At 76.1% G+C, this 14,498-nt stretch carries 13 protein-coding genes; 5 read left to right on the top strand and 8 right to left on the bottom strand.

The window, feature by feature from the left end:
- Positions 1–107: 107 nt before the first annotated feature.
- The gene (locus ACIRPP_RS02565) at positions 108–740 is read right to left on the bottom strand and encodes a GNAT family N-acetyltransferase (protein WP_403637301.1); all 633 of its coding nucleotides are present in this window, start codon (positions 738–740) and stop codon (positions 108–110) included.
- A gap of 99 nt (positions 741–839) precedes the next feature.
- Here ACIRPP_RS02565 and ACIRPP_RS02560 point away from each other — a divergent pair, with 99 nt between their 5' ends.
- Positions 840–1,964: a YihY/virulence factor BrkB family protein gene (locus ACIRPP_RS02560; RefSeq protein ID WP_403637299.1), complete on the top strand. Its 1,125-nt coding sequence runs from the start codon at positions 840–842 to the stop codon at positions 1,962–1,964.
- Positions 1,965–1,977: 13 nt separating this feature from the next.
- Here ACIRPP_RS02560 and ACIRPP_RS02555 read toward each other — a convergent pair whose 3' ends face one another.
- Complete coding sequence (locus tag ACIRPP_RS02555) at positions 1,978–2,430, bottom strand: flavodoxin family protein (protein ID WP_403637297.1); 453 nt, start codon at positions 2,428–2,430, stop codon at positions 1,978–1,980.
- A 133-nt stretch (positions 2,431–2,563) separates the two neighbouring features.
- On the opposite strand from ACIRPP_RS02555, the gene ACIRPP_RS02550 reads away from it, so the two are divergent.
- A complete protein-coding gene (locus tag ACIRPP_RS02550) occupies positions 2,564–3,217 on the top strand; it encodes a class I SAM-dependent methyltransferase (RefSeq protein WP_403637295.1) in 654 nt (217 codons plus the stop codon).
- 48 nt (positions 3,218–3,265) lie between these two features.
- Here the strand turns inward: ACIRPP_RS02550 and ACIRPP_RS02545 are convergent, their stop codons facing one another.
- The 6 genes from ACIRPP_RS02545 to ACIRPP_RS02520 all read right to left on the bottom strand — a co-directional run bounded on the left by ACIRPP_RS02545 (position 3,266) and on the right by ACIRPP_RS02520 (position 11,917).
- On the bottom strand, positions 3,266–3,619 hold the full coding sequence (locus ACIRPP_RS02545) for a metalloregulator ArsR/SmtB family transcription factor (protein WP_192232881.1): 354 nt from the start codon (positions 3,617–3,619) through the stop codon (positions 3,266–3,268).
- A gap of 150 nt (positions 3,620–3,769) precedes the next feature.
- Positions 3,770–4,201: an ATP-binding protein gene (locus ACIRPP_RS02540; RefSeq protein ID WP_403637293.1), complete on the bottom strand. Its 432-nt coding sequence runs from the start codon at positions 4,199–4,201 to the stop codon at positions 3,770–3,772.
- Complete coding sequence (locus ACIRPP_RS02535) at positions 4,198–5,964, bottom strand: SulP family inorganic anion transporter (protein WP_403637579.1); 1,767 nt, start codon at positions 5,962–5,964, stop codon at positions 4,198–4,200. Before ACIRPP_RS02535 ends, ACIRPP_RS02540 begins: the two co-directional genes overlap by 4 nt.
- A 200-nt stretch (positions 5,965–6,164) precedes the next feature.
- On the bottom strand, positions 6,165–6,764 hold the full coding sequence (locus ACIRPP_RS02530) for a hypothetical protein (protein ID WP_403637291.1): 600 nt from the start codon (positions 6,762–6,764) through the stop codon (positions 6,165–6,167).
- Positions 6,765–6,973: 209 nt separating this feature from the next.
- Positions 6,974–11,308: a cation-translocating P-type ATPase gene (locus ACIRPP_RS02525; RefSeq protein ID WP_403637289.1), complete on the bottom strand. Its 4,335-nt coding sequence runs from the start codon at positions 11,306–11,308 to the stop codon at positions 6,974–6,976.
- Between the two features lie 24 nt (positions 11,309–11,332).
- Positions 11,333–11,917, bottom strand: coding sequence for a hypothetical protein (locus ACIRPP_RS02520; RefSeq protein ID WP_403637287.1), 585 nt, complete (start codon positions 11,915–11,917; stop codon positions 11,333–11,335).
- 550 nt (positions 11,918–12,467) lie between these two features.
- Here ACIRPP_RS02520 and ACIRPP_RS02515 point away from each other — a divergent pair.
- The 3 genes from ACIRPP_RS02515 (at position 12,468) to ACIRPP_RS02505 (ending at position 14,272) form a co-directional block, all read left to right on the top strand.
- Entirely contained in the window at positions 12,468–13,160 is a 693-nt protein-coding gene (locus tag ACIRPP_RS02515) for a nucleotidyltransferase family protein (protein WP_403637285.1), read from the top strand.
- Positions 13,161–13,223: 63 nt separating this feature from the next.
- Positions 13,224–13,511 (top strand): BON domain-containing protein, encoded by a 288-nt coding sequence (locus ACIRPP_RS02510; RefSeq protein ID WP_403637283.1) that lies wholly within the window; start codon positions 13,224–13,226, stop codon positions 13,509–13,511.
- Positions 13,508–14,272: a metallophosphoesterase gene (locus ACIRPP_RS02505; RefSeq protein ID WP_403637281.1), complete on the top strand. Its 765-nt coding sequence runs from the start codon at positions 13,508–13,510 to the stop codon at positions 14,270–14,272. The genes ACIRPP_RS02510 and ACIRPP_RS02505 overlap by 4 nt, the downstream gene beginning before the upstream one ends.
- The last annotated feature ends 226 nt before the right edge of the window (positions 14,273–14,498 follow it).

The following is a 14,498-nucleotide window of genomic DNA, read 5'->3' as shown; positions in this document are numbered from 1 at the left end:
GCGTTCCCCTTCCGACTCCCCTGCCCCGGACGGGGATCGACGCAGGTCGGGGCGAGGGCGGCGGGGCGCGGAGTGCGGGGCGGCGAGGGTGGGGCCGGACGGAAGAATCAGAGGCGGCCGGCGTCCTCGGTCGTCCGGCCGAGGCAGGCGACCGTCGGGTCGAGCGAGGTGACGATCTCGTGGAAGCCCATCCGGTCGTAGAAGGCCCGGGCGGGCTTGTTGGCGGTCGACATCACGAGGTGGACGGCCGGAACCCCGGCGTCGCGCAGGGCGTTGAGGAAGCTCCGCATCAACTCCCGTCCGTGGCCCCGCCCCTGCCACTCGGGCAGCAGGTCGATGTGGAGATGGGCGGGGTACGGGGCGAGTTCGGGCAGGACCATCCGCTCGGGGCGGTGCAGCAGCCGGGCCATCGCCTCGTCCGGCGTGGCGGGCTCCCCGGCCGGTTCGGGATAGCGGTCGGCCACCCGGGGGAGCCACTCGCTGCGGAAGGCGGCGGTGAAGCGGGGGGTGTCGGCGGTGCCGAGGATGTAGCCGACCGCGCGCCCCCGCCCGTCGTCCAGCACGAAGGCGAGATTCGGTTCGAGGTGGACGTAGGGGGCGGCGAAGATGTCCGGGAGGATGCCGGGATCCCGGTAGTGCGGGCGGCTGTCGAGGCCGTTGTGCGCGGTGCGGATGCAGATGTCGTCCAGGGCGAGGCGATCGGCGGAGTCGTACGGGCGGATCAGGGGCTGCGACGTCATGGTGTCGATCCTGCCCGGATGGGAGCGCTCCCACAAGTATCTTTCCTCCGGCGGCCGGCGTTCTGGCTTAGCGCCGGGTTCGGTGGTTACCCGGTGCGCATGAAACTGCATCTTCCGGGGCGGAACACCCGGCACGAGGGCGAGGCCGCGGACGGCGACGTCCGCCCGGGTTCCGGTACGGAGCCCGCGGCGGGTCCCGGACCGGGCCCGGACGACAGCGCGCGGCGGGCGGCCGGCTCCCGGCCGGGCCCCGACGACGACGTGGAACGGGCGGCGCCGGACAGCCCCACGGGGCTGCCGAAGCAGTCCTGGGGCGCGGCGCTCAAGGGCAGCCTGCGCGAGTTCAAGAAGGACGAGCTCACCGACCGGGCCGCCGCGCTCACCTACTACGGGGTGCTGGCCCTGTTCCCGGCCCTGCTGGTGCTGGTGTCGCTGCTGGGCCTGGCCGGGCAGTCGACCACGGACAAGGTGCTGGAGAACGTCCAGGACCTGGCCCCGGGCCCGGCCCGGGACATCATCACCCGGGCCGTGGAGCAGTTGCAGGGCAACGCGGGCACCGGGTCGCTCGTGGCGATCCTCGGCCTGGTGCTGGCCGTGTGGTCGGCGTCCGGCTACGTGGCCGCGTTCATCCGCTCGGCGAACGCCGTCTACGACGTGCCGGAGGGCCGGCCGGTCTGGAAGGTGCTGCCGGTACGGCTCGGGGTGACGGTCGTGCTGATGGTGCTGGCGGTGGCCAGCGCGCTGATCGTGGTCTTCACCGGCGGTCTGGCGCGCCGGGCCGGTGACTTCCTCGGCCTCGGGGACACGGCGATCACGGTGTGGTCGATCGCCAAGTGGCCGGTGCTGGTGGTGCTGGTGGTCTTCATGATCGCGCTGCTGTACTGGGCCACCCCCAACGCCAAGGTCAAGGGCTTCCGCTGGATCACACCGGGCAGCTTCCTGGCCCTGGTGATCTGGCTGCTGGCCTCCGCCGGCTTCGCCTTCTACGTCGCCAACTTCGGCTCGTACAACAAGACCTACGGCACCATGGCCGGTGTCATCGTGTTCCTGATCTGGCTGTGGATCACCAACCTGGCGATCCTGCTGGGGCTGGAGTTCGACGCCGAGATCGCCCGGCAGCGGGCCATCGCGGGCGGCCATCCGCCCGAGGAGGAGCCGTACACCGAGCCGCGCGACACGCGCGCCTGGGACGAGGAGGACCGCCGGCGCCTGGACGGCGCCTGACGCCCCGGCGGGGTCAGTCCGTGAGGCCGGCGGCGAGCGTGGCGCCCAGTTCCCAGCAGCGCTCGGTGTCGGCCTTGCCGGGGGCGCCCGTCACGGTCACCGGGTCGGCGGCGCGGCGCCAGCCCAGGCCGGTGGTGACGGTGTCGAGGGCGCGCAGTGCCCCGGTGACGTCGCTGCCGCCGTGCACGAAGGCGCCGAAGGGCCTGCCCCGGGTGCTGTCCAGGCAGGGGTAGTAGATCTGGTCGAAGAAGTGCTTGAGGGCCCCCGACATGTAGCCCAGGTTGGCGGGGGTGCCCAGGAGGTAGCCGTCGGCCTCCAGGACGTCGGTGGCGGTCGCGGCCAGCGCCGCCCGCCGCACCACCCGGACCCCCTCGATCTCGGGCGCCGTCGCCCCGGACAGGACGGCCTCGAACATGGCCTGGCAGTTCGGCGAGGGCGTGTGATGGACGATCAGGAGAGTGGGCACGCCCCGACCCTGCCGTGCCCCGGCCCGGCTCCGCAAGCCGGGCCGGGGGCGCGCCGGGCGGCGGGGTCCCGTTGTCACGGCTCGTGACGGGTGGCAGCATGCCCGGCATCGGTACGCGGAGACGGAGTGCGGGTTGGTCGACGAGGGTCACAGGTCATCGGCAGCAGCCGTGTTCGACGCGCTGGGCGGCGAGTACGAGAAGGCGTTCGCCGGTTCGCCGGCGCACCGGGCGTCGCTGGAGTGGCTGCTGGAGCGGCTCCCGGCGGGCAGCCGGGTGCTGGACGCGGGCAGCGGCACCGGACGGCCGACGGCCGCCGTGCTGGCGGGGGCGGGCCACCGGGTGCTGGGGGTGGACGTCTCCCCGGTGATGACGGAGCTGGCGTCGCGCCGGGTTCCGGAGGCGGAGTTCCGCTGCGCCGACGTCGCGTCGATGCCGCTGGAGGAGGAGTCGTTCGACGCGGTCTGCGTGTACTTCTCGCTGCTGCTGATGTCCCGGGCCGGGCAGGCCGCGGTGGTCCGGCGGCTGACTCGGGCACTGCGGCCGGGCGGGCTGCTGGTGCTGGCCACCGTGCCGCTGGACGTGGAGAACTTCGAGGGCGTCTTCATGGGGCAGCGGGTCCGGCTCACCAGTTTCGCCGCCCAGGACGTGGTCGCCCTGGTGCGTGAGGCGGGTCTGACGGTGCTGTCGGAGCAGAGCGTGATGTTCCGGCCGACGCATGCGGACGCCGCTCCGGAGCCCCACCTGTTCCTGCACTGCCGTCGCGGTCCGGGGCCGTCCGCGGACTGACCGGGCGTGGGAGGCCCGCGCCCGGCGCGGCGGTCCGCGGGGGTGGGCCTACGGCTGCTGTCCGGGTTCGTTCTGCGAGGAGGCCCTCAGGTCGGCGAGCAGTTCGGCCTGGCCGGCGAGCACGCCGGACAGGATGGTGCGGGCCACCCGGAGCAGCTCGGCGATGTGCGGGCTCGTCAGCGAGTAGTACACGGTGGAGCCCTCCTTGCGGGCCACGACCAGGTTCGCCCGCCGCAGCACCGCCAGCTGCTGGGAGAGGTGCGCGGGTTCGATGCGCACCTCGGGCAGCATCTCCGCGACCGCGTGTTCGCGCTCACTGAGCAGTTCCAGCACCCTGATGCGGGCCGGGTGACCCAGGGTCTTGAAGAACTCGGCCTTCAGCTGGTACAGCGGCGTGGTCATCGTGCCGTTCCCTTTCCGGCGCGGCGGCACGGCCCCGACGGCCGGCCCCGAGTCCCTCGCCTCATCCGTCCGCCCGTTCCCGGCCTCGACGGTGTCCGACACTAGCAACTCCCTGCCTGCGCGCCGTCGTGCGGGCCCGGGTCCCGCCCGTCACAGGGGGAGCGTGATCCACACGCTCTTGCCCCGGCCGTCGGAGTCCCCCCGCACCACGGCGGTGCCGCCGAGACCGTGGGTGAGTTCGGTGACGGTGGCGAGGCCGCCCGTGCCGCGGCCCGGTGCCGGGGTGAGCAGGCTCGGCCGGTGGGGGTGGCGGTCGTGCACGGCGAGGACGAGGCAGTCCGGGCCCGCCGCGTAGACGACGGTGGTCTGCGGGGAGACCGCGGCGGCGTGCCGGACGGTGTTGGTGACCAGTTCGCCGAGGATGAGCAGCGCGGGACCGACGGCCGGGTGGTGCCGGTCGATCCCCCATTCCGCCAGCGCCCGTTCGGCGGTCTCGCGGGCTACCCGGACGGCGGCCGGCTCCGTCGGGAGGGTCAGGACGTGCCGGTGCGGGAGGGCGGCCGGCGTGAGGATCGTCGTCATGGTGTCTCCCGGGCGGCCGCGTGCGCCGCGGCGGAGGTGGGCGCCGGCCGTCCGGGCGGCGGGACGACCGGTGCGGGGTCGGCGGTGCCGGCCGGCGGGAACACGCTGGTGCGGTGCAGGAGGTCGCGGGCCGCGCGGATCGCCTCGGGGGTGGTGGCGTACTCCCCGTCCCCGTCCCGCAGCAGGTCCAGGACGCCCACGGAGTCGAGGACCTGGCGGTGTTCGGTGCGGATCCCGGAGACCATGACGACGATGCCGCGCCGTGCCAGCTTCTCCATCGCGTCCTTCAGGACCAGGGCGCCGGTGGCGTCGACGACGCTCACGTGGGACATGCGCAGGATGACCACCCGCACGTCGGCGAGTTCCGTCAGCTCCAGCAGGAAGCGGTGGGCGGCGGCGAAGAACAGCGGGCCGTCGACGCGGTAGGCGACGATCTGCTCGGTGAGCAGTTCGTGCTCCGCGTCGCTGTGGTCGCCCTGCCGGTCGAGGGGCAGCGGGGCGAGCCGGGCCTGGCGGGCGACCGCGCTCAGGGCGAGGACGGCGGCGACGGCGAGTCCGATGATGACCGCGAGCACGAGGTCGAGCACGAGGGTCGCGACGGCGGTCAGGACGAGGATCAGCGCGTCGGAGCGGGTGGCGCGGGCCATCGCGCGCAGCGAACCGACCTCGACCATGCGGACGGCGGTGGCCAGCAGCACACCGGCGAGGGCGGCGAGCGGGATCCGCGAGACCAGCGGGGCGGCGGCGAAGACGATCACGGCGAGGACGGCCGCGTGCGCCAGGGACGCCAGCCGGGAGGTGGCGCCGGTCCGCACGTTGACGGCGGTGCGGGCGATGGCGCCGGTCGCGGGGACGCCGCCGAACAGCGGGGAGGCGATGTTGGCGATGCCCTGGCCGAAGAGTTCCCGGTCCGGGTCGTGCCGCTGTCCGACGGTCATGCCGTCGGCGACGGACGCGGACAGCAGCGACTCCAGGGCGGCCAGCGCCGCCACCGCCACGGCGGGGGCGACCAGGCTGCCGAGGGCGGCGGTGTCGACGAAGCCGAGCGAGGGGGCGGGCAGGCCGGACGGCAGGTCCCCGATGGGGCGTACGCCGAGACCGGCGGCCTCGCTCAGCAGGGTGGCGCCGATCACCGCGAGGATGGAGAAGGGCACGGTCGGCTTCCAGCGCGCGCCGAGCAGCATGACCGCAGCCACGGCGACGGCCAGGGCCGGGGCGGCCCAGTCCGGGCTGCGCGCGAAGTCCTGCAGGGCCAGCCAGGCGACCTCCAGGACCCGCTCGGCGTCCGGTGGGGACACCCCGAGGGCGTTGGGGATCTGCTGGAGCCCGATCACGCAGGCGATGCCGAGGGTGAAGCCCTCCACCACGGGTGCGGGCACGTAGCGCATGCTGCCCCCGGCCCGCAGCAGGGCCAGGACGACCAGCATCAGTCCGGCCATCAGGCCGACGGTGAGCACTCCGGAGGGGCCGTGGTCGGCGACGATGGGCACCAGCACCACCGTCATCGCCCCGGTGGGCCCGGACACCTGGAGGTTGGAACCGCCGAACACGGCGGCGAGCGCGCCGGCGATCACGGCGGTGGCCAGCCCGGCCTCGGCGCCCAGCCCGGAGGACACGCCGAAGCCGAGGGCGAGCGGCAGGGCGACGACGGCGACGGTCAGACCGGCGAGCAGGTCACGGCGCGGACGGCGCCGCATCTGGCGCAGATCGGTGCGGTCGGGCAGCAGCGCGGTGAACCGGGACAGGACTCCGGCCCGCGCCATAGGTACGGACACGACTCCTCGTTCTCCCGGTGGCTGCGGTTCCCGCGGTCCGGGCCGCACACGGCGGCGGGCGGGCGCTCTCGGCCCGCCCGGAATTCCACGGGATTACGACTTATAGCATGTATGCAATTGCTAAATTTTGCAACTGCGCAGGTCAACGCTGTGCCGCCCCGCCGGGGACCGCGCTGGAGCGCCGTCCGTCAGCCCGTCATCCGCTTCCGCCAGGCCGGTTCGACCAGCCGCCACTCGGTCTCCCACTCCGCCGCGCGCCGCCGCAGCAGCCGGGTCCTGAGCACCCACGCGGCGAGCAGCGCCATGCCTCCGGCGGTGGCCGCGACCGTGGCCCCGGCCATCAGGGTCTGGAAGCGCGCCTCGGCTCCGCCGGGCGGCTCGGAGACGAGCCGTCCCTCCCGGTCGGTCCACACCGTGACCGCGCTGCCCGCCTCGGCGTCCGCGTCGGCCCGTGCCCGGCCGGTCCGCCCGGTGCCGTCGGGCGCCGTCCAGCGCACCTTCGTCCACACCCGCGTGTCGCCGCTCTCGGGGGCGGGCGCGGGCAGGGCACGGGCCGCGTCCTCGGTCAGCACGGCGCGCACCTCGCGGCTCGACGCCCGGCGTTCGGCGAGCGAGTCGTCCACCGCCCCGGCGGCGGCCAGGGCACCGAACCCGCCGAGGACGATGCCCAGGACCAGCGTGGTGAGCAGCAGCCAGGCCTCGATCACATCGCTGCGGCGCCGCAGCGGATTCCGCCTCCAGCGCCAGAACCGCACCCTGCGGGGGCACTCACCCCGCGTCCTCGCCATGGGTCGTCACCTCCTCGCGCGGTCCCGCACACCGCGCCGCGCCGGTCCTGCCGAAGGCGCTCGCACCACGCGCGCGGCGGCACGGTGTCACCTCTTCCAGGGTGGGCCACCCGGCCGCCGCGCGCATGGGGCCGAAGGGCCCGGACCGGTGGCCCGGACCGCCCGGTCCCGGCCCGCGCCGCCCGCCCGGGCCGCTCGCGCGCCGCCCGTCAGGCCGCCACGGGACGCGCGACGCCGCTGTGCAGGAGGCGGCGGAGCTGCTCGACGTACTCGCCCAGCCGCACGGCACCGCGGGACGCCGCGGCGTAGAGGCCGCGGACCGGGGCGAGCCGTTCCAGGCGCGGCGCCAGGGCGGACAGGGCGATGGCGAAGGCCACGCCCGACCAGGCCACCGGGCCGAGCGGGGTGCAGCCGAAGAAGTGGCTGACGCCGGGTGTCTGCACGAGCGCGGCCAGGACCGCGGCGGACCCCAGCGCGGTCGCCCACACCAGGGTGCTGTGGCGGCGGCCGGAGAGGGTCTGCACCAGCTGGGCGCCGACGACTCCGCACAGCGCCATGGTGGTCGCCCGGCGCTCGGTGCCGGGCGTGACGCGGCCGATGAGGTAGGCGGTGACCGCGCCGAGGCAGGTGGTCACGCCCCGGCGCCGGATGGCCCGCAGCAGGGGCGCGCCGAGCACGTCCAGACCCATCGGGCCGGTCTCGGCGTGCACGGCCGTGGAGGGGTCGTCGCTCGGTGTCACCGCGACGGCCATGGCCGGGAACATGTCGGTGAGCAGGTTGACCAGCAGCAGCTGACGGGTCGACAGGGGAGAAGCCCCGGCGAGCAGGGTGCCCAGCACGCTGAAGCCGACCTCGCCGGCGTTGCCGCCGATGAGGATGCTCACCGCGTCGGCGACGCTGCGCCACAGCGCGCGCCCCTCGGCGACCGCGTCCACCAGCGGCGACAGGTCCCCGTTGGTGACCACGAGGTCGGCGGCGTTCCGGGCGGCCGCCGAGCCCCGGGTCTCGATGCCGACGCCGACGTCGGCGGCGCGGATGGCGGCCGCGTCGTTGGCGCCGTCGCCGGCCATCGCGACGACCCGGCCGGCCTGCTGCAGGGCCTCCACCACGTGCAGCTTCTGCTCGGGGGCGACCCGGGCGACGACCGCGGCGCCGTGCAGGGCCCGCACCCGGTCGCGCCTGCCCATGGCGACCAGTTCGTCCCCCGTGACGACCTCCGTCTCCTCCGGCCAGCCCAGTTGGAGGGCGATGGCGCGGGCCGTCTCCGGGTGGTCGCCGGTGAGCATGACGGGGTCGATGCCCAGCCCGCGCAGGTCCGTGAGCAGGGCCCGGGAGGTGTCGCGCGGGACGTCCGCGAGGGCGATCAGCCCGGCGAACTCCAGGCCCCCCAGGTCGGCGTCGAGCGCGTCGGCCGGGTCCTCGGCCGGGCAGGGGCGCCGGGCGACGGCGAGCACCCGCAGCCCCTGTCCGGCCAGCTCGTGGGCCGTGCGGGTGGCCGCCTCGGGCAGGTCCCGGCAGGCGGGCAGCACCGTCTCGGGGGCGCCCTTGACGACGAGGAGCCCGCCGGTGTCCGCGTCGCCGTCCCGGCCGACGGCCGCCGCGTAGCCGCGGCTGGCCTCGAAGGCCAGTTCGCCGGAGGGCGTCCAGGCGTCGTCGGGCGGGGCGACGTCGAGGACCGCCTCGTCGGTGGCGTGCGCGACGCGGCGCCCCTGACCCGTCTCCTCCTGCGGGCAGGCCCGGGCGGCCAGCCGCAGCACCGGCAGGGCGCCCTCGGCGTCCGGTGCGTGGACCGTGCCGTCGGCGGTGGCCGCCCGGACCAGGCGGAGCCGGTTCTCGGTGAGGGTGCCGGTCTTGTCGAAGCAGACGGTGTCGACCCGGCCCAGCGCCTCCAGGGTGCGCGGGGTGCGGACCAGGACGCCGCGCCGGGACAGCCGCCGGGCGGCCGCCATCTGCGCGACCGTGGCGACCAGCGGCAGGCCCTCGGGGACGGCGGCGACCGCCACCGCCACACCGCCGCTGACGGCCCGCCGCACCGGGCTGCCGCGCAGCAGGGACAGCGCGGTCACCAGGGCGCCGCCGGTGAGCGTCACCGGCAGGGCCTTTCGGGTGAGTTCCTGCAGCCGCGCCTGGACCCCGGCGGGCGGCGGGGTGCGGGCGGCCAGCGCGACGGCGCGGCCGGCCTCGGTGCTGTCGCCGGTGTCGACCACGAGCGCGGTGGCGTGTCCGGCCACCACGGTGGTGCCCTCGAAGACCATGCAGGTCCGCCGGGCCACCGGTGCGCCGGGGGTCGGGCCGACGTCCTTGGTCACGGGCAGCGACTCCCCGGTGAGCGACGACTCGTCGACCTCCAGGCCGTCGGCCTCCAGCAGGCGGGCGTCCGCCGGTACGACGTCACCGGCGCCCAGGTCGATGCGGTCGCCGGGGCGCAGCCGGGCGGCGTCGACGGTGACGGTGCGCCGACGGGCGTCCTGGCGGCGGGCCTTGGGCTGCTGCCGGGCCGCGAGCCGGGCCAGGGCCTGCTCGGCGCGCAGCCGCTGGAGGCCGCCGGCCACCGCGTTGAGGTCCATGGCCCCGACGACGAGCAGCGCGTCGACGAGGGAGCCGAGCAGCGCGGAGGCGACCGCGCCGGTGGCGAGCACGGGGGTGAGCGGGTCGTCGAGTTCCCGGCGGACCGCGCCGGTGGCCTGCCAGGTCCAGCGGGCGGGCCCGGCCACGGGATGGCGGGCGAGGCGGGCGGCCTGCTGCCGGGCGCGGTCGGTGAGGAGGGCGAGGCCGCCGGGTTCGTCCGCGGTGTCGTCGCGGCGCAGCCGGTCGCGGGCCTCGTGGGGTTCCAGGGCGTGCCACGGAATGTGCAGCCGGGGCTCGGGCGGAGTGGCGCGGGCCACCCGGGCGGCCTCGATCCAGCCGGCCAACAGGGCGTTCAGGGCGGCGATGTTGACGGGCCCGTGCCGGGTCAGCAGCTGCCAGGTGCGGCCGGCGGGTGTGCCGCCGCGGGCGACCATCAGCCCGGACAGGGCGGCGCCGGCCCGGGCGAGGGTCTGTGAGCGGCGGCCGACACGGCGGGCGGCGGGGATGGCGGCGAGGAGCAGCACCACGTCGGTCAGTCCGGGCGCGAGCACGTCGGCACCCCAGGGGACCGCCGCGCGGTCGCCGGTGAGGGCGATGGCCACGTCCCCGGCGGGCAGCCCCTCCGCGATGTCGTCGTCGCCGCCGGGGGACGGCCGGGCGACGCCCACGACGATGTGCCCGTCGTTCTGCAGGGACCGGACCACGTCCCCGAACGGCAGGTCGGCGGGGGCGACTTCGTCGGCGAGGCGGGTGATGTCCCGCAGGCCGGGGCCGCCGGTGATGACGACGTGCAGTCCGGCGCGGCGGGCCGCGTCCAGGACGGCTTCGGCGAACGGGTCGACCGGGTCGTCGGGCAGGCCGTCGGAGGGGGCGGCGGCGTCGTGCGGCCGGCCGCGCAGGGCGTCGGCGTGCAGGACGAGGGAGTCGGCGATCTCCAGTTGCCGCAGCCGTTCGGTGCCGAGCACCAGGATCCCGGCCCGGGCGAGGAAGGTGCCCAGGGCCGCGTGGAAGGCCGCGGGGCCGTAGCGGGCGGCCTTGGGCGACCCGGCGAGGACCGCCTCGGCCGCTTCCCGGGTGTCGTGGGTGACCAGCAGGGTGGCGGCGGCGCCCGCGACGCTGCCGGTGCCGGCGTGGGCCGCGTACTCCTGGGCCGGTGTCACCCGCAGCGGCGGGCGGACGCCGTCGGGCGGGGGCAGGCTGGTGCGCTGCTCGCGGCAGAGGTCGTCGTGCAGGGCCTCGAAGGCGGCGGTCCGGGCCGTCGCCTCGGCCAGCTGGCCGGCGCGCAGCAGTCCGTCGAGGAGGAGGGACACCGGGGACTGGCCCGCGCCGTGCGCGGCGGCGTTGGCGGCGGCCAGGACGAGTTCCATGCCGCTCCTGCCGAGTCGGCGCCGCAGCATCGCCTTGAACTGGGGGTTCTCGCGCAGCAGGGTCACGGTGGCGGTGACCGTCTTCGGGGTGGGGGGCAGGCGCAGGGACCGGCCGGCCAGGGCTCCGGCGGCGCCGGCCGCGTTCAGCAGCAGGGCGGCGGCGGCGACGCGGACCTCGCGGGGGTCCCCGGGGTGGGGGGTGTCGTCGTCCGGTCCGGGTCCGGTTCCCTCGCCGAGGCCGAGCCGAGTGGCGAGGGCGGTGGCCCGCTCGGTCACGCGGTCGGCGGCGGCGTCCCCGACCGCGGTCACCACCAGCCGGGACAGTCCCGCGTCCCAGTACGCGGTCAGCACGTCGGGGTGGTCGAGGAGTTCGGCGGCCACCTTGCGGGCGAGGGGGGCGGCGTCGTCCCCGGCGCCGTGCAGGGCGAGGTGGAAGCGGTGTCCCGCGCGCCAGTGCCGTCCGCCGGACAGGGCGTTGCGGGCGACGTGGCCGATGCGGCGGGTGGTGGTGTGGGCGGACGTCAGGCCCTGGGCGGTGGTGCGGGCGGCGCCCGCGGCGGCCCCGGCCACGGCGCCGGCGAGGGGGGCGACGTCGATTCGTGTGAGCATCTGTGGGGGTCCCGGTTCCTCGGCTCAGCCGTCGTGCCGGCCGGCGCCGTCGGCCGCGTCCGCGTCCGGCTGCCGGGCGGGGTGCGGGGCTTCGTGGTGGGGGTCGTGGTGCGCGGTCGCCTCGGCGACCTGCTTCAGCGCGGAGGCCGTGGCCGTGTCGCCGACCTTCGCCGGCTGTTCGTGCGCCGTGGGTGCGGGCGGACGGGGGCGGCGGCGGGAGGACTCCAGACGGTCACCGGGGCCGAGGTCGGCGGCCGGGGCGTCGCCGGAGCCGGTCCGGGCGGTCTCCGCGGCGGGGCGCGCGCCGTGCGCCCCGGTACCGTCGGCGGGTCCCGTCTCCGGCCCGTGCCCGGGGCGCGGCCGGGTGAGCCAGGCGACGGCGGCACCGGTCACGGCCACCGGCCACTCGACGAGTCCGGCCACGCCGAGCACTCCGGCCCCGGCGTAGACGGCCATGCGGCGGCCGCGCGGCGACACCGCGCCGATCGCGTCCAGCGCGCCGCCGGCGGCCTTTCCGGCCTGCTCGGCTCCCGGCAGGTGCTTCAGCCCCGAGACGACGGCCCGCAGGGGCGGGGGAAGATCGGGCGAGCGAGATGTGTCCTGGTCCATGACGACCTCCACGAGCGCGTCTCCGGGGCGATGGTCGGTTTCCCTGTCCTCGGCCCCATATTCGGCCTGGTTCGCCTCCGGCGCGCTCCGGGACGGCCCGGGTCGGCCGCCGGGCGGGCCGTCGGACGACCGTCCCGCCGTCGTGGGCCCCCCCGGAGCAGCGCATGGTGGACGCCGGGGACCCGGCGCCCTCCTCCGAGATGGCGATCATGCCGCCGCCCGCGATGCACTCCCTGGCCTCGGCGTCGGTGGGAGCGGCCGCGGCGGCGGGTGCGCACGGCAGAGCGGAGGCGCCGGTGGTGAGGACGGCGGACGGTGCATGGGTGCTCCCTGGGACGCGGGCCGGGTGGCCCCAGCCTCACCAGGAGGGGCGACGTCCGCCATCGCTGGGCGTCCGCCGCCGTACCCCCCGGGGGGCTGCCGGAAGCCGTCCGGCGGACCCGTGTCGCGGCGGGCGCGGAGGGTACTCAGCACGGGCGGAACACGGGCCCGGACCGGATGTGCGGCGGGTCCGAGCACCCCGGTCCGGGACGAAGGGAGTGGAGTGGCGATGACGGAGAACGGTGACGACACCCCGTTCGTGGGCCGGACGGGGATCCCCGACCTCCGTCTGGCCACGGACGTCGCCGGGCAGGCCCCGGTGGGCGTGGCACCGTCCGGCGGCCCGGAGGCGGAACTGCCGCGCGACCGCAACCAGGCCATCCTGGAGGCCGCCAAGCAGGTGGGCGCGGTCCTCAAGCGAGCGGAGCACCCGTTCGCGCTGGCCGGAAGCGTCGCCGTGTACGCCCACGGCGGCAGCGGCAACCTCCAGCACGACGTCGACTTCTGCGTGCTGCCCGAGGACGCCGAACGGGTGGCGGCCACCCTCCGGGAGGCGGGGCTGACCGTCTACACCCCGCCGGAGGACTGGCTGATCAAGGCGCGGTGCTTCGGCCAGGACGTGGACATCATCTTCGAGATGGCGCACCGGCCCGTCTCCGCGGAGATGCTCGGCCGGGCAGAGGAACTCCCGGTGGAGTCGGTGCGGATGCCGGTCCTGGCGCCCACCGACCTGCTGTGGAGCCTGATGGCCGCGTTCTCCGAACACCACTGCGACTTCGGCGCGGTGCTGCCCATCGCACGCGCGCTGCGGGAGAAGGTCGACTGGGAGCGGGTGCGCCGCGACTGCGGGGACGAGCCCATGCCGTCCGCCTTCTTCTACCTGCTGGAGCGGCTGGACGTCATCCGGCGCCCCGGGACGTGAGGGCGCCGCCGGAGGCCACCGTGCGCATGCGCGGCGTCCGAAGGCCCGAGGAGAGGAGCACCCATGAGCAGCCAAGGCACCGCCTCCGCGGGCGGCGTGCCCCCGGAGCAGAGCCCGGAGTACCGCGTCGCCCACCTCCAGGAGCGGCTCGCGGCCGGGGAGCCCGGCGAACTCGGTGTGCGCGTCGAGGTGCGCGGCGGGGCGGTGCTGGTCACCGGGACCGTACCCTCCGCCCCGTGCCGCGAGGAGGTGCTGCGCACCGTCCGTGAGGAGCTGACCGGACTGGAGGTGCACTGCGACCTGGTGGTCGCCGACGCCTCCTCGCCCGACCACGCGGAGGAGCTGACATGATCCGCATCGCCGCCGTGGGGGACATCCATCTGGACCCCGACAGCCGGGGTCTGCTGCGGCCCGCCTTCGACACCCTGCCCGAGTGCGCCGACGTGCTGCTGCTGGCCGGGGACCTCACCCGGCACGGCACCGTCGAGGAGGCCCGGGTGGTGGCCGACGAGATCCGGGGGCTCGGCGTCCCCGTGGTGGCGGTGCTCGGCAACCACGACCACCACGACGACCGCCCCGGGGAGGTCATGTCGCTGCTGCGGGACGCCGGCGCCCGGGTGCTGGAGGGCGAGGGCACGGTGGTGGACACCGGTTCCGCCCGCATCGGGGTGGCCGGCACCAAGGGGTTCGGCGGCGGCTTCCCGGGGCGCAGCGCCGGGGAGTTCGGCGAGCCGGTGATGAAGGAGTTCGTGCGGCACTCGCGGGAGTGCGCCGACGGGCTGCGCACCGCGCTGGAGGGGCTGGCGGGCGAGGTCTGCGACGCGCGGGTCGCGCTCACCCACTACTCCCCCGTGCCCGAGACCCTGGCCGGGGAGCCGCTGGAGATCTATCCGTTCCTGGGCAGTTATCTGCTGGCCGAGGCGATCGACACGGCGGGTGCCGATCTCGCCGTGCACGGCCATGCGCACGCGGGCACCGAACACGGCATGACCACGGGGGGCGTGAAGGTCCGCAACGTGGCCCAGCCGGTCATCGGCCGGGCGTTCCACGTGTACCACCTGCCGGTCCGGGAACGGGTGGTCTCCGGCCCGGGTGCCCGGCCCGCCGGCTGAGCCCGGCCCGCTGCACCACTCCCCCCACCGCCCCGCTCCCCCAGCGCCGTCGGCGTCCGCCGGCGGCGCTGTCGTCGTGCGCGCCGGGTCCCGCGTACCGCCTCTTGTGTGAACGGCCCGCCCGGTGCGCCCGGTTCAAGCATTTTGCCTGCTTACCATGCAGGCTCCGCCTCCCGTGATCGCTGTCGCCACACACCGGGCACGGGCGGCGGACCGCGCCGGCCGG

The organism is Streptomyces sp. NPDC101219 (assembly GCF_044767675.1).
GTDB lineage: Bacteria > Actinomycetota > Actinomycetes > Streptomycetales > Streptomycetaceae > Streptomyces.
The sequence above is the reverse complement of the archived record's forward strand: the minus strand, read 5'-3'. Positions and strand labels throughout refer to the sequence as shown.